Source organism: Paenibacillus sp. HW567, from assembly GCF_000374185.1.
Taxonomy (GTDB): domain Bacteria; phylum Bacillota; class Bacilli; order Paenibacillales; family Paenibacillaceae; genus Paenibacillus_AQ.
The window spans coordinates 152398-172984 of sequence record NZ_KB910518.1; the positions used below are offsets into that span (position 1 = coordinate 152398).

Below are 20587 nucleotides of genomic sequence, written 5' to 3' on the forward strand. Positions count from 1 at the left end.
AATGCGAACATCTACTATTGACTGTCATGGAGGAATTAACAATGAGTGAAACCACACTGGCCGGTATCATTGATCATACGCTGCTGAAGGCGGATGCACGTAAAGAAGATATCATCAAGCTGGCGGAAGAGGCTAAAACCTATAAATTTGCTTCGGTATGCGTGAACCCGGCCTGGGTATCTACGGCCTATGAAATTTTGAAGGATACGCCTGAAGTGAAGGTATGTACGGTTATCGGCTTCCCTCTGGGCGCTTCAACACCGGAAACCAAAGCATTTGAGACCACCAACGCCATTTCAAATGGTGCAGGGGAAGTGGATATGGTCATCAATATCGGCGCGCTGAAGGACGGCAACAATGAGCTGGTTAAGCGTGACATCGCTGCTGTTGTTGATGCGGCCCGCGGCAAAGCCTTGACTAAGGTAATTATTGAAACCTGCCTGCTTACTGAGGAGGAAAAGGTCCGCGCCTGCAAGCTTGCCGTAGAAGCCGGAGCCGATTATGTGAAAACTTCGACCGGATTCTCCACCGGCGGCGCTACGAAGGAAGACATCGCGCTGATGCGCGCGACTGTTGGCCCTGATATTGGCGTCAAGGCATCCGGCGGTGTGCGCAGCGCAGAAGATGCGCTGGTGATGGTAAAAGCGGGTGCAACCCGTATCGGCACCAGCGGCGGCGTAGCCATTGCCAAAGGTGAGCAGAGCCAGAGCAGCTATTAATACCGCAGAACAAGCCAGAGAATAAGAATTGGCGGGGGAACGGGCAACTCCGTTTCCCCGTTTTTTGCAGAATGGACAGTAGGCGGGAGTGTGGCGGTGAAGATGGATTTTCCAATGATAGAAACGGACAGGCTTACCCTGAGATTGCTGACGCTTAATGATAGTGAGGCTGTATTTCGGCATTTTTCCGACGAGGAGGTTACACGCTTCATGGATATCCCTCCCTGCAGAGAGATTCATGAAGCTATTGAGATTATTCAGTTTCATATCGAAGATACGGGCTGCCGCTGGGGAATATTTGATAAGCAGACAGGGCAACTGGCTGGAACCTGCGGGTATCATTGCTGGGTAACGGGCACAGCGGCAAAAGCGGAAATCGGGTTCGATCTGTCCAGAGCTTACTGGGGCCAAGGGCTGATGACTGAAGCACTCCTTCCGGTGATTGAGTTCGGTTATGGGCAGATGGGGCTGGAATTGATCGAAGCAACGGTTGACCCCGGGAATGCAAGATCCATGCGTTTGATGGAGGTTTTAGGCTTTGAGAGAGAAGCGGAGCTTGTGGATGATTTGGTGTATTTTTATTTAAGACACTAATACTGCTGTGCGAACCCCTAAGGGATGGCTCGTTATTTCAGGCAAATGTTACGAATAAATGTAAGCGCATCCCTGCTGCAGGATTTGTGTGAAGTTCATCGTTTTTTCTATTGTGACAAAACACAGGGGAATAATGAGAATTTTTTCTTTTCAAATGACATAGTTTGTGAGAGAATAGGTACAATTCTTTAGTTGTTAAGGTTTACCATTATGTATTTCAAGGGAGGATAACCCATGTCAGAAGACCGCAAGCTGTCGTTTGAAACGTTAGCCGTTCATGCAGGCCAGGAGATTGACCCTACCACTTTCTCGCGCGCAGTGCCGCTGTACCAGACCACTTCCTATGGATTCCGTGACGCCGAGCATGCTGCTAATTTGTTCGCGCTGAAGGAGTTTGGGAACATTTATACCCGTCTGATGAACCCGACCACCGATGTATTCGAGCAGCGGATTGCCGCGCTGGAGGGTGGGGCGGGTGCGCTTGCGACAGCTTCCGGTTCGGCGGCAATTTCCTTGTCTATATTCAATATTGCCGGAGCTGGAGATGAGATTGTCTCCTCTGCCAGCCTGTACGGCGGTACTTATAATCTGTTCTCCACTACATTGCCCAAGCTGGGAATTAAGGTGCATTTTGTTGATTCGGATAACCCGGAGAACTTCCGCAGTGCCATTACTGACAAGACAAAGGCGCTCTACGCCGAAACGATCGGGAATCCGCAGGGGAATGTGCTGGATATCGAAGCGGTAGCGGCCATCGCTCATGAGCATGGCATCCCGCTGATTGTAGATAATACCTTCCCAAGTCCGTACCTGCTCCGTCCGATTGAATATGGGGCAGACATTGTTGTCCATTCCGCTACCAAATTTATTGGCGGGCACGGCACCTCCATCGGCGGAGTTATCGTAGATGGCGGCAAGTTCGATTGGAAAGCCAGCGGTAAGTTCCCCGGCCTGACCGAACCGGACCCGAGCTACCACGGATTAGTGTACACAGAGGCCGTAGGGCCGGTTGCCTTTATCATCAAAGCGCGGGTCCAACTGCTCCGTGATTTGGGCGCGGCGATTTCCCCGTTCAACTCCTGGCTGCTGCTGCAGGGGCTGGAGACGTTGCATTTGCGGCTGGAGCGCCATAGCCTGAATGCGCTGAAGGTGGCCCAGTATTTAGAGCAGCACGAGGCTGTGGAATGGGTCAGCTATGCCGGCTTGCCAAGCCACCCGTCCTATACGCTCGCCCAGAAGTATTTACCGAAGGGGCAGGGAGCGATTCTCACGTTCGGAATCAAAGGCGGTGCGGCTACCGGTGTCAAGCTGATCGAGAATGTAAAACTGTTCTCCCATCTAGCCAACGTCGGCGATTCCAAATCGCTGATTATCCATCCGGCAAGCACTACACATCAGCAATTGTCCGACGCGGAGCAAATTGCAGCAGGGGTAACGCCGGAATTGATCCGGTTGTCCATCGGCACGGAATCCATCGACGACATTCTGTATGATCTCGAGCAAGCGATTGCCGCGAGCCAGCAATAGACTTTGCAGCGGTTGTGCTTAGCGGGACAAGAAAAATGTGCTTGTAGCATTTGGCTGAGGCCCAGAATTCTGCTTGCGTAAGGCCTTAGGGTGCTATTCGCGACTTCTTCTATCAACAGGGTACGCTTCCAGGCTGCAATTGTATTTTATGCAACTAAAAGCGCTGTTTACGGCAACAATTGAGAGTTTATTGCACTTCGTACACTTAAATAACGCTCCATTCACGAAAAGCACACTAATCGCTATTTTTAATTGTATGAGATACAGCTATCTCCAAAAATAAGCGGTTAAGTTACTTTTTAACTGCAGCAAATGCAATTATTGTTCCTTGGCGCGCCTGTTTCCGCACCTATTGGGGAACAAGGCTCACTAGACAGATGTAGGCCACTGTCCATATACGGAATGTCATTTTTTTCGGTGATGAATTCAGGCAGCTTGAGGTGATATTCCTCTAAGCGTTGCCTGTTCACCGGAAGAGGGACGGCGTATAGGGAGAGTGGTCTTTTTCCGTAAATATCAAGAAAGCATAAGTCTCAGACAGACCTTATCCGTAAGGAGGGTGTAGTCATTTTAATGTAATATTTTTCCACTTTGGTAAGGGATACAGAATATCGTCTGCCTTGTAAGCATATGCCTTTAGAAAGGGGATGCTCCCTGAAACGCTGGAGCTGCAAAACCTCTCGGTTGGGTATTCACTGCTCATTTGGTAACGCTTGCATATTTCGCTGTGCAATCCCGTATTTATAAAATGAAGCTTAGTTAAATGCCGGGCGGCATCGTAGAATCCAAGTGAGCGCCGGCAGCAATCCAAAGCTAAAAAGGTGGGTGCGGTGATGAAGGTTGAACGACAGCAGGGCCATAACGGGATCAATGAGGAGCGCCCGTTCAAGTCTCATGCCGGTGATCGCGCAATTGGTGTGGAGATGAGCAAGTCCGCATCCGTGGCTTCCGCCGCTGCGGAATTTATTGCTGAAGGAGAGCGGCAGCCGGGAGCGGAGCCGCGGAACACTGCCTTTTTCAGACGTCCGGGCGAACGCCCAGCTTTTCTGGTGCTGCGTGACGGGCGCGGGGAGCGCCCGCTCCTTCGGGAGGAGGCGGGTGGTTATCCGGCGGGGCCTTGCCTGATCCGCAGTGAGGAATGGCTGCTGGCACCGGAGCTGGCCGGACTACATGACGCCTGGTTAACCTGTGAGGACGAAGTGCAGGCTGAGCGGATTCTACAGCGGATCTACTACCGGCTGCGGGCATCGTCTGCCGCATTGCTGGAGTCGGCGGATGGAATCTGGGCGGCAGTCACTCTGCCCTGCACCCCGGAGCTGAGCGCACAGCCGGCAAAGCTGGCTGCGCTGCAGGATGCGTGGCTTGAGACGCTGTTCGCTGCTGTTGCGGAGAGCCAGCGGCAGGGCAGCGACTGCCGCGTGGACCTGCTGGCGGCGTATCCCGCCAGCGCTGCCGAATTCGCGGCGCAGCGCGAATTCATTGAGGACGTGGCCGAACAGACGCTCGGCCACGCTTACGCGGCGGCGTGCCGCATCGGGGCGATTCTGTCGCCCGATGTAGAGCACGCCGCCGCGGGGGAAATCGCGCGCATCGCCGATTTCCTTGTGCTGGACGGCGCGGCGGGCGAAGCCGCGCCGGAGGAGAGCGCCGCCGGGGGCTTCGCCCAGGCGGCGGAAGAGCTCCTGGCCGCCGTGCGGAGCGTGAAGCCGGCGGCGGTAGTGCTCGCCGCGGGGGCACCGGCGGCGCACGCTCTGGCCGATCTGTACCGGATCGGCTTGAGCGGGATCTTTTGCAGCGCGGCCCAGCGGACCGAAGCGCTGCTTATAGCGGCCTGCCTGACCTGGATGGCCCGGCAGGACCAGCCCGGCACAGCCGCCGGTGGATGGCAATAACCGGCAGACCCGCAGGTGACCTGTGTAACAGTCAAATCTGCCTGGAGCAGAATCACCGGCCTAGCCCATATTAGGCTGGATAACCCGGTAAAGCTTGAGCGTACGTTCGGCTAGATCAAGCGGCAATTCCCGTTAAGTCAGCGGGAAACGGGAATCCGCCGGGAGCTTAGGAATGCATAGCAGCGAATTTGTAGCCCGCTGCTATGCATGTTTAGCTTTTCCTACATTGTAGAAAAGCTAAACATAAAGTGGAAGACAAGCTCCACTCTTCCGGTTGATCTGCTCAGCAACAACGGCAGAAATGCCGCAGTTGAAGCCCCCCCCGGCTGATCTGCTCAGCAACAACGGCAAAACTGCCGCCGTTGAATCGGCCCCGTCTGATTTGCCCAGCAACAACGGCAGAAACGGAAATGCCGCCGTTAAATCCTCCCCGGCTGATCTGCTCAGCAACAACGGCAAAACTGCCGCAGTTGAAGCCCCCCCGGCTGATCTGCTCAGCAACAACGGCAGAAATGCCGCCGTTGAATCGGCCCCGGCTAATTTACTTAGCAACAACGGCAAAAATGCCGCAGTTGAAGCCGCCCCGGCCGATTCGCCCAGCAACAACGGCAGAAATGCCGCTGTTGAAGCTCATCCGTTGTTATATCCCCGCCGCCACATATCAGTTTGCATAAAATCCCCGTCAGTCCATTACCTCCCTATAGTCAAACTCCCCCCCTTCACACGCCGGGCTTCTCGATGCGTGAGAAGTGCCCTGCCTACGTGCTCTATAACCTATGGCATGCAGCCTTCACTCACTCAAAGATTAGCCGCCGAGACTTCAATATCCTTAGCGCTTGAAGCGAAAAGGATGGGACAGGCTGGTACACCTGCACCCATTGTGTCGGGTAGACAGCGGCGTTATTACCGGCACTCCGGTGGTGTAGAGCACGTTTTTAGTATTGCAATATGCTGATTTACTCAACTCCCCCTCCCATAAACCTATAAATGCAAAATTAACCGAATTTCAAGCTTTACTTTCCCGGTGAACATGATATATTAGTGGTATAAGTTGCACTGAGGAAATAAATTTGTATAATGGCAACAACGATTATCATTCTCATTTACCATGCTGTCCCGGCTGAGCCGGGGCAGCATGTGTCATTTTAGGGGCTTTAATAATGGCTCTCATTCTCAGCAGCACATATCACCTCACAGGGGAAGGTGCTAAATATCCCCGCAAATCAATCAGGAGAGTGATCACTATGCAAGCAAGATCCGAACAAATGCCTAAACGAATGGCCCGTCAGGGCAGCGCACAGCAGCCACGGGCTCCGAAACCACGTCGGTTCGATCCGATGGCCATGCTTGGCAATGCGGAAATGCAGGCTGCTCTTGGCAGCGGGTTGCTTATGCTTATTGCCTGGGCCTTCAGCGGCTGGTCTGAGGTCTTTTCCATAATCCTCTATGTCGTTTCCTACGCGCTAGGCGGCTGGATCAAGGCGAAGGAGGGTGTGGAGACGCTGCTCAAAGAGCGTGACCTGGATGTAAATCTGCTGATGATTGCCGCCGCCCTGGGCGCAGCCGCTATTGGCTATTGGAATGAGGGAGCGATGCTGATCTTTATTTTTGCCCTGAGCGGAGCGCTTGAAAGCTATACGATGGAGCGCAGTAAAAAAGACATTTCATCGCTGATGGCCCTTAAGCCGGCAACCGCTGTGCGCATTGAAAAGGGGAGTATGAATGAGGTTGCTATTGACCTTTTAGCTATCGGAGACCTGCTGCTTGTGCGTCCCGGCGAGTTGATCCCTGCGGACGGCACAATCTACCGGGGGGAATCGGCTGTCAATCAGGCGTCCATCACGGGGGAATCCCTGCCTGTTGAGAAAACAGTTGGCAGTGAAGTGTTTGCCGGAACCATTAATGGGGAGGGGCCGCTTTATATAGAGGTAACGAAGTCAGCGGAGAATACGCTTTTTGCCAAGATCATTAGAATGGTTGAAGAAGCAGAAACAGAAGTACCTGAGTCACAGCGGTTCATTAAACGGCTGGAGTCGATTTATGCCCGGGTAGTAGTAGCTGCTACAGTAGCATTAATTGCTCTGCCGCCGTTCTTGCTGGACTGGAGCTGGAGCGCCTCATTCTACAAAGCGATGGTATTTCTGGTCGTAGCCTCCCCGTGCGCACTGGTCTCTTCCATTATGCCTGCAATGCTGTCGGCTATCTCCAAAAGCGCGCGCAAAGGCATTCTCTTCAAAGGCGGCGTCCATTTGGAGAATATGGCGAAGACCGCTGTGGTCGCTTTTGACAAGACCGGAACATTGACCGAGGGCATACCGCAGGTAACTGATTTCGTCGCCGGAGAAGGCTATGACCGGAATGAGCTGCTGGCGGTTAGTGCGTCGATTGAGAAATTGTCCCGCCATCCGCTGGCGGAAGCAATTGTCCGCTTGGCTGAGGAGGAACAGCTTGAGCTGCCGGCGATCCAGGAGAGTAAATCCGTGACCGGCTGGGGAATTGAAGGGCTGATTAACGGGGAGCTATGGAGAATCGGCAAATCCAATTTGCTGGACGAACGGAAGAACAACGAAGCCGGGAATGGGGATGAGCAGTGGATCGCGCTGCGCCAGCAGTTCGAGGCAGAGGGCAAAACGGTATCGCTTATTCTTGCCGGTGAGGGCATTGCCGGAATGATTGCTCTGCAGGATACCGTCCGTCCACAAGCGGAAGCTGCGGTGCGCAAGCTGCAGGAGCTGGGCATCAAGGTGGCGATGCTGACCGGGGACCGTGCGGCAACGGCTGAAGTGATCGCTGAAAGAACCGGCGTTGATCTTGTATTTGCCGGTCTTTTGCCGGAGGATAAAGTGACCCATGTCAAAGCGCTGCGCGAGCAATACGGAAATGTAATCATGGTGGGCGACGGGGTGAATGATGCACCGGCGCTGGCCACCGCCACAGTCGGCATGGGAATGGGCATGAAGGGCAGCGGTGCGGCGCTGGAGATTGCCGATGTCGTGCTGATGAACGATAATATTGAAGAGATTGCGATGGCGGTTGCCCTGGCCCGGCGTTCGCAGCGTATTGTGAAGCAGAATATGGTGTTTGCCGTAACGGTGATAGCTACGCTGATGCTGAGCAACTTTTTGCAGGGAATTGCCCTTCCGTTTGGTGTCATCGGCCATGAGGGCAGTACGATACTGGTTATCCTTAATGGACTGAGACTTTTACGCTAAAAACCTGATACGGCTGATCTTGCACCCCTTTCGAAAAATTAATTGCTTGAAATTGAATTGTTCACAAAATGGGTACGATTACAACGTGTCTGGCATATTGACATATTCCCTTGAGTTGAGCATAATTAATACTAGATTATAATTATTTTAATTAAGAACCATGAAGAGCTGACGTCTTAACCGTCCAACTCAAGGAGGATAAAGTCATGTATAAATCAATCATTATTGGTACTGGTCCTGCCGGATTGACTGCTGCCATCTACTTGGCCCGCGCCAATCTGAACCCGCTGGTTATCGAAGGCCCGCAGCCGGGCGGACAGCTTACCACTACGACGGAAGTAGAGAATTTCCCCGGTTTTCCTGAGGGGGTTATGGGTCCTGATCTGATGGACAATATGCGTAAGCAGGCTGAACGTTTTGGCGCCAAGTTTGTTACAGGCTGGGTGAACAGCGTGGAGCTGGGCGAACGTCCGTTTAAGCTGAATGTGGATGGTATGGGTACACTGATTACGGATACACTGATTCTATCTACAGGCGCTACTGCGAAGTACCTGGGTATTCCGGGTGAGCAGGATAATGTCGGACGTGGAGTCAGCACATGCGCTACATGCGACGGCTTTTTCTTCCGCGGCAAAGAGATTGTGGTGGTCGGCGGCGGTGATTCGGCGCTTGAGGAAGCAGGCTTCCTGACCCGTTTTGCCTCGAAGGTAACTCTTGTACACCGCCGGGAAGAATTACGCGGCTCCAAGATCATGCAGGATCGCGTCCGTGATAATGACAAGGTGGCCTGGGCGTTGAACCGCACTCCGCTGGAAGTCGTCGCCGGCGACAAGGGCGTTAGCGGAATTAAGGTGCTTAACAATGAGACCGGAGAAGAGGAAATCATTGAAGCGAGCGGTGTGTTTGTTGCCATCGGGCACCACCCTAACACGGCGTTCCTGGGCGGGCAGATCACAACGGATGCGAACGGCTATATCGTAACCACACCTGGCACCTCCGAGACTAATATTCCCGGCGTATTCGCTTGCGGAGACGTGCAGGATACCCGCTACAAACAGGCAATTACCGCAGCAGGCAGCGGATGCATGGCGGCAATGGATGCCGAGAAGTACATCGAGAGTCTGGAGCACAGCGCGGTTATTTTGTAAGAATCTTATACAACCTTAAGGAGGAGATTAACTATGGAAAATGTTATTGTATACACTTCAACCAACTGTCCGCATTGCCGTCAGGTCAAGAGCTTCCTGAGCGAGAAAGGCGTCTCCTACGAGGAGCGCAACATTGAACAGAACGATGATTTTGCCCAGCAGGTTTGGGATATGGGAATGAGAGCTGTACCTGTAACCGTCATCGGAGATTTCAAAATCGTAGGCATGAACAAAACGCAATTTGACAAGGCTTTGGCTACTATTTAACAGCATTAACAATAACTCCTCTACTCAAGAGGAGCAGGCCGCTTCCGCGCTGGAGGCGGTCTTTACTTTGCCCGGCGCAGGAGCAACTGATAAGGAGGCTGTGAACATTGCTAATCGGTTTGGAAAACTATTGGGATAAAGATGCGGTGGCGCGTCTGCTGGCAGAATGTATGTGGGCAGGAGAAGTGCGGGCACTGGAGGAGCTGGACAATTATCTAACTGAGGATTCTCTGGAGCTGATGGGAACGTTTGTGAACGGTGAACTGGCAGGGCTGCTTGGTATCCGGCGGGGGAAGGAGGCGGTGGAAATCCGTCATCTGGCGGTTCAGACCCGTTTGCGTGGAAGAGGAATCGGCAGGGCAATGATCGAAGAGCTCCGCAAGTGTAACAAGGCTGCAACACTACAAGCCGAAACGGATAAGGATGGCGTCGGCTTTTACACAAAATGCGGGTTTATGATTACGAGTCTGGGCGAAAAGTATCCGGGCACCGAGCGCTTCAGTTGTGTTCTATCAAGCATGGGTGATCGACATGACCATTTGAAAAATGGCGTAGACAGCGATCCCGCTAAAAATAAGCATAATTCCGGATTTCTTACGCGATTGGAACAGGCGCAGCACGCCGAGGCTGATGAGTGGAGCGATGATGAGCAGCAGCAGCAGCACGGCGATGAACATCTGCGCCGAAATATCAGACGTATCAACATAGGTCATGGACTCACTCTCCATTTCAAAAAAAGAGGTATGCAGTGACATATGTCACAGCGCACCTCTTATTATATAGGATTGCCCCTCCAATTACTCTACCTTGCGCTGCTGTAAATGCGGAGAATTTACGTCAATTTGTTTACAAAGTCACGCGGATATTTCCGAGAAAGTGCATAACCGCTGAAAAGCCTGCTCCGATCATGGTTCCCCGGCTGCCCAGCGTGGAGAAGGTAATTTCGAGCTGCTGCTTATGATAAGGAAGTGTCCGCTCTGCGACGACTCTGCGCAGCGGTTCGCCGAGCCAGGGCTCTGCCTCGGAGAGAGCGCCGCCAATGACAATCAGCTCCGGGTTGAAGCTGTTGATCAGATTGGTTACTCCGATACCTAGATACTCACCGATCACGGAGAAGTGGCGCAGAGTTTCCTCCTGCCCCTCGAGCGCATGCCGGACAAGCTCCGGTGTGGTTCGCGCGGGCAGCGTTACCTCCGGATTATCATAGGTTTTCTCCGAAGCATACAGCTCCCAGCAGCCCCTGCTCCCGCAACTGCAGGGCTTGCCTTCCGCTTCTATGGTCATATGTCCGGTCTCTCCGGCATATCCCCGTGCGCCTTTGTACAGCTCCCCGCCGATAATAATTCCCGAGCCAATCCCCGACCCTGCACTGATATAGAGCAGGTGGCGCACATCGCGCGCCGCACCGAAGTTCAGCTCTCCCTGTGCTCCCGCATTAGCCTCATTGTCGATGGTGACCGGGACCGAGAACGCATCCTCCAGAATGGCCCGCAGATCGACCATCTCCCAGCCCAGATTGGGCGCGAACAGCACGACTCCATGCTCATCAACCATTCCCGGCACGCCTACCCCGATGCCTACAATGCCGTAAGGCGAGACCGGGGCGGCAGCTATCAGCTCTGAGATAATGCTCTTCATCTGCTCCAGTACGTAAGACAGGTCATGGGTTTCCAGCCTGCACTCCCGCTCGTTAAGGATGCCGCCGCCCAAATCGCAGAGCACGGCCGTGAGCTGCTTCACCCGCAGCTCGATGCCGATTACACTGCCGGCCATGCTGTTGAAGTGCAGCATCAGCGGCTTGCGTCCGCCGCTGGATTCTCCGGGTCCGGCTTCGGTGACCAGCTCTTGTCCGCACAGCTCGGCGACGAGGTTGGATACCGTGGCTTTGTTGAGTCCGGTCATTTCGGATACTCTGGCCCGGGAGATCGGGGATTGCATGCGAATCGTATGTAAAATGATTGATTTATTGATTTTTTTGACCAGCGCCTGATCACCGGTTACCTTCACGAAGCACACTTCCTTTTTGAAAATATAAGTATGTAAATTGGGTAACGTTTTCAAGTATGCCATTTAGTCTAGTGCGATGTGCGGCAAATTGCAACAGTTAACACGGTTAAGGCTGAGAGTATGGACGCATAGACAGAACCGCCTGAGGGAACTGTATGTCAGTGAATAAGGGGATGGACATAGGGGAGAAGCAGCAAAAATAAAAGTTGAATAAAACTTTGTTTAACCAATATACAAAGTAGAAAAGATGTGTTAAGATGATGCTGTAAACGCTTGCGGCAAAGAATAATATCGAGGAGGATTTCACAAATGGCTTATTTTGAAACAGTGGGTAAAATCTCTTACGAGGGAAGCAAGTCCACTAACCCTTACGCATTCAAATTCTACAATCCCAAAGAAATCGTAGCCGGCAAAACCATGGAGGAGCACCTGAAATTTGCAATGGCTTATTGGCATACATTAACTGCTGGCGGTGCCGATCCGTTCGGCGCTGAAACTGCAGTCCGCAGTTGGAACAAGCTGAGCGCACTGGACAAGGCTAAGGCCCGCGCTGAAGCCGCTTTTGAATTCATGGAGAAGATGGACCTGCAGTACTACTGCTTCCACGATGTGGACATCGCTCCTGAAGGCGCATCTTTGCGTGAGTTCTACAGCAACATCGACACCATCGTAGATCTTCTGGAACAAGGCATGAAGGCTTCCGGCAAAAAATTGCTGTGGAACACAGCCAACATGTTCACTAATCCGCGCTATATGCACGGTGCAGGCTCCACCTGCAACGCTGATGTGTTCGCGCATGCGGCTGCACAGGTAAAGAAAGGTCTGGAAGTCGGCAAACGTCTGGGCGCGGATAACTATGTATTCTGGGGTGGCCGTGAAGGCTACGAAACCCTGCTGAATACTGACATGGGCCTTGAGCAGGATAACATTGCCCGCCTGTTCTCTATGGCAGTTGACTATGCCAAGGAAATCGGCTTCGATGCCCAATTCCTGATCGAACCTAAACCAAAAGAGCCAACCAAACATCAATATGACTTCGATGCAGCAACAACGATTGCGTTCCTGCAGAAATATAATCTCGATAAGCACTTCAAGCTGAACCTGGAAGCTAACCATGCAACGCTTGCCGGCCATACTTTTGAGCATGAGATTCGTGTAGCCCGCATCAACGGCATGCTGGGATCGCTTGACGCCAACCAGGGCGATCCGCTTCTGGGCTGGGATACAGACGAATTCCCTGCTAACATCTACGATGCTACACTGACTCTGTATGAAGTGCTCAAGAACGATGGACTTGGCAAAGGCGGAGTTAACTTCGACTCCAAGGTACGCCGTCCGTCCTTCGAGCCTGAGGATCTGTTCCTGGCGCACATCTCCGGTATGGACGTATATGCCAAAGGCCTGAAGGTTGCAGCCAAGCTGCTTGAAGACCGCGTATTCGAAAACTTCATTGACAACCGTTACAGCAGCTTCACCGAAGGTGTCGGCGCCGACATCGTGTCCGGCAAAGCCACTCTGGCTTCGCTTGCTGACTATGCGCTGAACAATGAGAATCCGCGTCCGAATGAGTCTGGACGTCAAGAGCTGCTTAGAGCGACATTGAACCAATACATCCTGGCTGAGTAGAAACCAGAGGAAGCGCTGCTTCCCTGATTTAAGCCCGCACTACATTAATGCAACGGGGGTTGCTGAAGAGAGCATTCTTCGGCAGCCCCTTTTTTATTGAATTGAAGAGAATCTGCTTCATATTAAATAAGCCGATGCTTTTAAAATTAAATATGAGGATAAGTAGCGGAGGGGAAGTTTGGAACTGTAGGAGCGGTAGCGTCCGCCTTTATGATTGAATTTCTACCGCGATCAGCGGTTTAAATCAGGAAATTCAATCATAACAGCGGCCGGAAGTCCAAACATTCCCCGCAGTTACGACCAGAATCCGAAATAGATCAATCACAAGTTTGGTTTATATACTAATTCCAACCTTTAGGAGGTTAACTATGAAATATGTAATCGGTGTCGATCTTGGAACCAGTGCGGTCAAGACTGTATTGGTAGATCAGCAGGGAAAGGTGGCCTTTGAGCACTCGGAAGCCTATCCGCTCAGCAGACCGCAGCCGAACTGGAGTGAGCAGAATCCTGAGGACTGGGTGAAGGGGACGCTTGAGAGCCTTCGCCGCCTGATCGAGGTTTCAGGCGTGGACCCTTCGCAGGTAGATGGCATCAGCTTCTCCGGGCAGATGCACGGGCTGGTGCTAGTAGACAAGGATGGGAAGGCGCTGCGCCCGGCCATTCTCTGGAATGACACCCGCACTACCGCTCAGTGCCGCAAGATTGAGCAGAAGCTGGGCAAGAGGCTGATCGAAATCGCCAGAAACCGTGCGCTGGAAGGCTTCACCCTGCCTAAGATTCTCTGGGTACAGGAGAATGAACCGGAGGTGCTGTCCCAGGCGGAGCTGTTCCTGCTGCCGAAGGATTATGTGCGTTACCGGCTGACCGGCGATTATGCTATGGATTATTCCGATGCCGCAGGCACGCTGCTGTTGGATGTAGGCTCCAAAACATGGAGTGCAGAAATCGCCGAAGCCTTCGGCCTGCCGGTCTCGCTCTGTCCGAAGCTCGTAGAGTCCTTTGATCTGACAGGCACGCTGCTGCCTGAGATTGCCAAAGCCTCCGGTCTGCTTCCTTCCACGAAGGTGTTTGCCGGTGGAGCGGACAATGCCTGCGGAGCGCTCGGCGCCGGTATTCTCGGCGAAGGCCGGACCATGTGCAGCATTGGCACCTCCGGTGTAGTGCTGTCTTATGAGAGCAACAAGGATCTTAATCTGGAAGGCAAAGTCCATTTCTTCAACCACGGGGAGAAGGATGCCTATTATATCATGGGGGTTACCCTGGCCGCAGGCTACAGCCTGACCTGGTTCAAGGAAACCTTTGCGGCGGATAAAAGCTTCGACGAGCTGCTGAAGGGTGTAGATTCCATCCCGGCAGGCAGCGGCGGTCTGCTGTTCACGCCGTACATTGTCGGAGAACGCACTCCGCACCCTGATGCCAATATCCGCGGCAGCTTTATCGGTATGGATTCCGGCCATAGCCTGTCGCACTTCACCCGTTCGGTGCTGGAAGGGATTACATTCTCGCTGCGTGAATCCATTGAGATCGTGCGCGAGTCCGGCAAGGATATAACCGAGATTGTAGCCATCGGCGGCGGAGCCAAGAATGAAGCGTGGCTGCAGATGCAGGCGGATATCTTCAATGCCTCGATCATCAAGCTGGAGAGTGAGCAAGGGCCGGCAATGGGAGCGGCTATGCTGGCTGCTTACGGCAGCGGCTGGTTTACGTCGCTTGGCGAATGCGCGGATGCCTTCATCCGTTCTGCGGAGGTGTACACACCGAATGCGCAGCAGGCAGCAGTGTATGATGGATTGTTTGGATTGTACCAGGAAGTCTATGGTCAAACACGGGCATTAAATGATAAACTGGCGGAATACCGTAAATAGCTGGAGCCTGGTTCGTCCATGCTCACATCTTGGAAATCCCGGAGAGGCGTTAGCGCCTCTCCGGGATTACGCCTTAGGGGTTGACCAAAATTGATAAAAGTGCTGATTGTAGATGACGAGCCCAAGCTAAGGGAAGGGATGCGAACGCTGATTCCCTGGGAGGAGCAGGGCTACACCGTAGTGGCGACAGCAGCGAACGGCTTTGAAGCGCTTGAAAAATTCCATACGTTTAAGCCCAAGCTGATTGTCGCGGATATCCGGATGCCGGGAATGGACGGCCTGGAGCTGATCAACGAGCTGCGTAAAGAAAACGCCGACTGCCATGTGCTGATCCTAAGCGGCCATGCCGACTTCGAATATGCCAAACGGGCGATTTCCTATCATATCGACGGATATTTGCTCAAGCCGGTGGATGAGGATGAACTGGTCTCTTATTTGCAGAATCTGCGCGAGACGATAAGCCGTGAGGAGCTTTTGAACCAGTTCCAGGCGGATGGCGCTGCACGCAGCAGCGATAATCTGCTGCGCCAGTTGCTGCAGCCGCAGGATGACAGTGCCGACACGGCGGAAGCTACTGCGGAGCTTGGTCTGGAAGGGCATAGCTGCGAGGTTGTGCTTCTGGAGCTGAAGCACCTCCAGAAGGGTGAAGATGCCCGTGAAGAGCAGGTAAGGAAACAGCTTGAGCAGTATTGGCAGCAGGAGGACGTGCTGTTCTTCAGCCTGCCGCCATACATGGGACTGCTTCTAAAGGCGCCGCTGCGGGATGAAGCTGACCGGACAGCCTTATGGGGGAAGCTGAATGAGGTGATCGCTGGGCAGGGTATGGATTTTTATTCCGCTGCCGGCGGTGCCGCCGCCGGACCCGAGGAGGCGTCCAGGTCGTTCACGGCTGCAAGCCATTTGCTCGACGGAGCCTTTTTGGGCAGAAAGGGCACGATTCTTAGCGGAACTGCGGATGATTGGGCAGAGCCGCAGATAGAGCCTGAAGAGGAGCTTGATCCCGAACGTGATGTTGAAGTGCAACTGCTGCTGGCGATCGAGACGGGGAACAATGAGGCAATTGCCCCGCTCGTGGGACAAATTATCCGTAAGCTGGTTGCTGTGAAACGGGAAGAAACCTACATCAAGGATAATCTGATACGGATTGTAAGCAGCACCATCGCCCGTCTGGAGGCGGTGAACTCGGATATCCGTCCCTTTATAGCGGCGCATGCCTCACCCGTGAGCGAGGTCTACAGCAGCGATTATCTCAGCGATGTCGAGACGGTGGTATCGGATTATATGGAGCAAATAGCGAAGCAGATGCACAGCGGGGGACGGGGCAATGAGATCAAGCGGATCACCGATCTGATCCAGCGCCGTTACAATGAGAACCTGAAGCTCGGGTCGCTTGCGGAAGTATTCAATTACAACAGCGCCTATTTGGGCAAAATGTTCAAGAATCAGGTGGGCGAGCATTTTAACACCTATCTGGATAAGGTAAGGATAGAGAAGGCGAAGCAGTTTTTGAATCAGGGCATGAAGGTGTATGAAGTGGCCGAAAAGGTCGGCTATATGAATTCGGATTATTTTAATGCCAAATTCCGCAAATACGTCGGTGTATCTCCAACCGCTTTCCGCAAGGAGCAATAAAAAGACCTACTGAAATCCGGTATATATCTGTATAATAACAATCAGTACAGGCTGTTCCCCATGCTGCAGCAGATGCGGGGAACGGCCTGTTTGTCCATGATTTGGCTCGAAATACAGAGAGGAGGAGCAGGGATTACAACACTGGTGCGTTTGATCAACAATATGAAGATGAAGTATAAGCTGATCTTTTTCTACATTATTATAGTAATGATTCCGGTGCTGATCCTGGGAATTACCTTAATCAGCTATTTTCGCGGAGAGGCCTTAACCAGAGCGATTGAACAGGCAAGCAATAATGTGGCGAAAATTAAGATTCAAATGACGACAAAGCTTCGCGTTCCCACAGACATTTCGAATCTGCTTTATTTTGACAAGGATCTTGAGAAGCTGGTGAATACGTATTATCCCAATACCCTGGAGCTGACGAAGGCTTATTTGAATTACACGGATTTCCAGGATTACATTCTCCAGTACCGTGAGATTTCGAATATCCGCTTATTTATCGACAACCCTACCCTGGTGGATAACATGTCCGTTGCCCCGCTGACCCCGGAACTGAAGACCAGAATCTGGTATAAAAAGATTATGCAGAGCCCGGGACTCAACTGGATGTATATCCCTGATAAAGAGGCGTACAATAACAGTCCCAAAGCTACGATCAATAAGCTCAGTCTGGTCCGGCGGGTGGTGTACCCCGAGTATCAAAGAACGGGAGTGCTGATGGTGCAGGTTGTGCAGGATGAGCTGAACCAGATGCTGTACCAGGAGCCGTTTGAGACGATTATTACGGACGAGCAAGGGTACATTGTCGCTGCCAAGGACCCGAAGCTTGTAGGGAGTACCCTGAATTCTTTTGATATTGGAAAAGATCTAACGGATACCGCCCAAAATGTAATCCGGACAACGGTCAAGGGTAAGGATTCCTATGTGATTGTCGATGAAATCAGACCGGCGCTTAGTGTGAGCCGGCTGAAAGTCATATCCGTCTTCGAGACGAAAAGCATCCTGAGCGGGGCATCCAAGGTAAGTCTCCTGGGGCTGATGATTATCATCGGCGTTCTGCTGATCGCTCTCGTGATGGTCTATGTCATTTCTTTTCTTATGACGAACCGTCTGCTCCGTTTGAGCCGCCAATTAAATCAGGTGGCGCTCGGTAATCTGAATGTAGTCTCGCAGATTGACGGTAAGGATGAAATCGGCCAGTTGTCGCGCCAATTCAATTATATGGTGGCGAGCATTAACCGCCTGCTGTCACAGGTCGTGGAGAGCAACGAGAAGAACAACAAGCTGGAGATTGCGCAAAGAGAGATCAAATTGAAAATGATGGCCAGCCAGATTCATCCTCATTTTCTGTTCAATGCGCTGGAGTCCATCCGTATGAATGCCCACTTAAAGGGAGACAAGGAAATCGCCAATATTGTCCGGCTGCTGGGCAAGCTGATGCGCAAAAATCTGGAGGTAGGCAGAGAGCGTGCACCGATCAAGGAAGAGGTTGAAATGATGCGCTCCTACCTGGAAATTCAGAAGTTCCGCTATGAGGACAGGCTGGAGTATGACATTGTTTTTGATGCGAAGGCCGCGGATATTTTGATTCCGCCACTGATCATCCAGCCGATGGTCGAGAATTCGGTGGTTCACGGACTGGAGAATAAAGAAGGAACGGTTCATGTCCATGTCAGCATAACGCTTCATGAGGATGAAGTGCAGGTATGTGTCACGGACGACGGCATCGGCATGACAGAGGAGCGGCTGGCGGAGATTATGTCTGTGATTACCCGGGCGGAGGAGGAGCCGCAGGGCCGCATTGGGCTGCGCAACGTTCACCAGCGTCTGGTGATGTATTACGGGGAGGCGCACGGGCTGAACATATCGAGTGAACAAGGGACGGGAACACGGATTTTCTTCTCCATTCCGAGTGAGCGTGAGCCTAAAGCATAGCAAATGTAAGCGATGTCTAATTTCCACTGATTTTACGTGAAATCTGTCGGGTATTCTCTCTAAGTGGTGTACGGTATGATATGTGTATACAAAACGAAGGGGGAATAATGAACGTGAAAGCGCTCACGGAAAATGGTGTTATAGCTAATGAAAGCGTAACCCCCGTCCCACCTGCGAAACGGAATAGTGGATTTTGGAAAAGCGTACTGCAGCAAAAGTACTTGTATCTGATGTCACTTCCGTTCGTGATCTGGGTCTTTATTTTCAGTTACGTGCCCTTGTGGGGATGGTTGATGGCATTTCAGAATTATAAACCGGCCAAGTCCTTTGGAGATCAGAAATGGGTAGGGCTTAAAAATTTCAAAGAGCTTTTCCAGGATGAACGTTTCTATCTGGTACTGAGAAATACGCTGGCTATGAGCGGGCTCGGACTCGTGTTCGGCTTCGTCGTTCCGATATTGTTCGCGGTTATGCTCAACGAGCTGCGGGGAAATGTCTTCAAAAGAACGGTCCAGACCGTATCCTATCTGCCTCACTTTGTATCCTGGGTCGTTGTAGGCGGGATTGTCTATAAGACACTCGCGATCGACGGAGGGGTTGTCAACGACATGCTGATGGGGCTGCATATTATTGACGAGCCGATTCAGTTCATGGCGAAGGCTAAAATGTTCTGGGGTGTTGTAACGGTAGCGGATCTTTGGAAAGAAACCGGTTGGAATGCGATTATCTATTTGGCAGCCATTACAGGTATTGATAAAGAGCTTTACGAAGCTGCAAAAGTAGACGGAGCCGGAAGAATCAAGCAAATGTTCAATATTACTCTGCCGGGTATCCGCACCACTATTATGGTATTGCTGATTATGTCCATTGGCCATCTGGTCGGAATCGGCTTCGAAAAGCAGTTCCAGCTTGGCAATAACCTGGTTACCGATTATTCGGAAGTACTGGATTTGTATGCGCTTAAGTACGGGATTCAAATCTCGCGATTCTCCTATGGTACAGCCATTAGTATGTTCACCTCGGTAGTCAGTGTATTCTTGCTGCTTACAGCCAACGGTCTGATGAAGAAATTCACTAAAGAAAGCATCATGTAAGGAGGGGATAAGCGTGGGAAGCAAAGCTTTTCAAATGTCAAAGTCTGAACGTGCGTTCGACATCTTTCTATACATTTTTCTTGCAATCATAATGATCGTGACTTTATATCCCTTCCTGAACGTATTAGCGATTTCTTTTAATGAATCCACAGATACCGTTCGGGGCGGCATATATATCCTTCCGAGAGTCTGGACCCTTGAAAACTATCAGAAAATCTTCAGCTATACAGGGCTGGTTCAAGGCTTCAAAATTTCCATTCTCCGGACTGTAGCCGGTACAGTTCTAGGGCTTATAAGCTCTTCGATGCTGGCCTTTACACTAAGCCGTCCAGAGTTCAGAGCCAGAAAATTTGTATCGTATTTCCTGGCAATGACGATGTATTTCTCCGGCGGTATGGTGCCTATGTACATCCTGATGAGAGATCTCAATTTGATCGGAACGTTCTGGATTTACATTTTGCCGGGTGCAGTTTCTGCCTTTAACGTATTCGTCATCCGCTCCTTTATGGACGGGCTGCCTTTCGCCCTGCAGGAATCAGCGAAGCTGGACGGTGCCAATGACTTCGTAATTTATTACAAGATCATCATGCCGCTCTGTATGCCTGTGCTGGCAACAATCACGTTGTTCCTGGCGGTTGGTCAGTGGAATGAATGGTTCACCACTTACCTGTATAACGGCAATAAGCCGAATCTGACTACGCTCCAGTATGAGCTGATGAAGGTGCTGGCAACGACGAACCAAGGCAGTGGCATGGTCAATGCCAATGATATGGCGAAGCAAATGGCGCAAATTTCGCCGGAATCTATCAAGATGGCGATTACTATCGTAGTAACCGTACCGATTCTTGTGGTATATCCATTCCTGCAAAAGTATTTTGTGAATGGTATGACCCTGGGAGCTGTTAAGGCTTAAGATGTGAGGCAGACGGGAAGGGAGTACTGTTCTGGTTCAGCCCTGGCTGGATCAGAGGTATTCCCGCCCAATTTCTTCCGGAGCATTGAGTTGAATTTATTTTTATAATGGTTTTGCAAGCGTTGTCAATGGTATATTCAGGACTATCCTGAT

Annotated in this window: 16 protein-coding genes; 14 read left to right on the forward strand and 2 right to left on the reverse strand. The window is 51.9% G+C overall.

Features of this window, described 5'->3' with window-relative positions; translation table 11 throughout:
- The first annotated feature begins 41 nt into the window (after positions 1 to 41).
- The 4 genes from deoC (at position 42) to B212_RS0100865 (ending at position 4732) form a co-directional block, all read left to right on the forward strand.
- The gene (gene deoC / locus B212_RS0100850; RefSeq protein ID WP_019908360.1) at positions 42 to 719 is read left to right on the forward strand and encodes a deoxyribose-phosphate aldolase; all 678 of its coding nucleotides are present in this window, start codon (positions 42 to 44) and stop codon (positions 717 to 719) included.
- A gap of 102 nt (positions 720 to 821) precedes the next feature.
- Positions 822 to 1313 carry a GNAT family N-acetyltransferase gene (locus B212_RS0100855; RefSeq protein ID WP_036668670.1) on the forward strand — a complete coding sequence of 164 codons (492 nt, stop codon included), beginning with the start codon at positions 822 to 824 and terminating at the stop codon, positions 1311 to 1313.
- Between the two features lie 234 nt (positions 1314 to 1547).
- Positions 1548 to 2840 carry a homocysteine synthase gene (locus tag B212_RS0100860; RefSeq protein WP_019908362.1) on the forward strand — a complete coding sequence of 431 codons (1293 nt, stop codon included), beginning with the start codon at positions 1548 to 1550 and terminating at the stop codon, positions 2838 to 2840.
- A gap of 833 nt (positions 2841 to 3673) precedes the next feature.
- On the forward strand, positions 3674 to 4732 hold the full coding sequence (locus B212_RS0100865) for a hypothetical protein (RefSeq protein ID WP_019908363.1): 1059 nt from the start codon (positions 3674 to 3676) through the stop codon (positions 4730 to 4732).
- A gap of 237 nt (positions 4733 to 4969) precedes the next feature.
- On the opposite strand, the gene B212_RS34235 is transcribed toward B212_RS0100865, so the two are convergent.
- A complete protein-coding gene (locus B212_RS34235) occupies positions 4970 to 5338 on the reverse strand; it encodes a hypothetical protein (protein WP_019908364.1) in 369 nt (122 codons plus the stop codon).
- Positions 5339 to 5976: 638 nt separating this feature from the next.
- Between B212_RS34235 and B212_RS0100875 the strand changes: the two genes are divergently transcribed.
- From B212_RS0100875 to B212_RS35860, 4 genes are all read left to right on the forward strand, one after another.
- On the forward strand, positions 5977 to 7944 hold the full coding sequence (locus B212_RS0100875) for a heavy metal translocating P-type ATPase (RefSeq protein ID WP_019908365.1): 1968 nt from the start codon (positions 5977 to 5979) through the stop codon (positions 7942 to 7944).
- 206 nt (positions 7945 to 8150) lie between these two features.
- Positions 8151 to 9092, forward strand: a complete 942-nt coding sequence (gene trxB / locus B212_RS0100880; RefSeq protein WP_019908366.1) for a thioredoxin-disulfide reductase — start codon at positions 8151 to 8153, stop codon at positions 9090 to 9092.
- A gap of 33 nt (positions 9093 to 9125) precedes the next feature.
- Positions 9126 to 9359, forward strand: coding sequence for a glutaredoxin family protein (locus tag B212_RS0100885; RefSeq protein ID WP_019908367.1), 234 nt, complete (start codon positions 9126 to 9128; stop codon positions 9357 to 9359).
- A gap of 107 nt (positions 9360 to 9466) precedes the next feature.
- Positions 9467 to 10111, forward strand: a complete 645-nt coding sequence (locus tag B212_RS35860; protein WP_019908368.1) for a GNAT family N-acetyltransferase — start codon at positions 9467 to 9469, stop codon at positions 10109 to 10111.
- Positions 10112 to 10205: 94 nt separating this feature from the next.
- On the opposite strand, the gene B212_RS0100895 is transcribed toward B212_RS35860, so the two are convergent.
- A complete protein-coding gene (locus B212_RS0100895) occupies positions 10206 to 11366 on the reverse strand; it encodes an ROK family transcriptional regulator (RefSeq protein ID WP_019908369.1) in 1161 nt (386 codons plus the stop codon).
- Between the two features lie 309 nt (positions 11367 to 11675).
- Between B212_RS0100895 and xylA the strand changes: the two genes are divergently transcribed.
- From xylA to B212_RS0100925, 6 genes are all read left to right on the forward strand, one after another.
- On the forward strand, positions 11676 to 12992 hold the full coding sequence (gene xylA, locus B212_RS0100900; RefSeq protein ID WP_019908370.1) for a xylose isomerase: 1317 nt from the start codon (positions 11676 to 11678) through the stop codon (positions 12990 to 12992).
- A gap of 368 nt (positions 12993 to 13360) precedes the next feature.
- Positions 13361 to 14857 carry a xylulokinase gene (xylB, locus tag B212_RS0100905; RefSeq protein WP_019908371.1) on the forward strand — a complete coding sequence of 499 codons (1497 nt, stop codon included), beginning with the start codon at positions 13361 to 13363 and terminating at the stop codon, positions 14855 to 14857.
- Positions 14858 to 14947: 90 nt separating this feature from the next.
- Positions 14948 to 16489 carry a response regulator gene (locus B212_RS0100910; protein WP_019908372.1) on the forward strand — a complete coding sequence of 514 codons (1542 nt, stop codon included), beginning with the start codon at positions 14948 to 14950 and terminating at the stop codon, positions 16487 to 16489.
- A 60-nt stretch (positions 16490 to 16549) separates the two neighbouring features.
- Positions 16550 to 18427, forward strand: coding sequence for a sensor histidine kinase (locus B212_RS0100915; protein WP_019908373.1), 1878 nt, complete (start codon positions 16550 to 16552; stop codon positions 18425 to 18427).
- Positions 18428 to 18534: 107 nt separating this feature from the next.
- Positions 18535 to 19521 (forward strand): ABC transporter permease subunit, encoded by a 987-nt coding sequence (locus B212_RS0100920; RefSeq protein WP_019908374.1) that lies wholly within the window; start codon positions 18535 to 18537, stop codon positions 19519 to 19521.
- Positions 19522 to 19534: 13 nt separating this feature from the next.
- A complete protein-coding gene (locus B212_RS0100925) occupies positions 19535 to 20434 on the forward strand; it encodes a carbohydrate ABC transporter permease (RefSeq protein ID WP_019908375.1) in 900 nt (299 codons plus the stop codon).
- Positions 20435 to 20587: the final 153 nt, after the last annotated feature.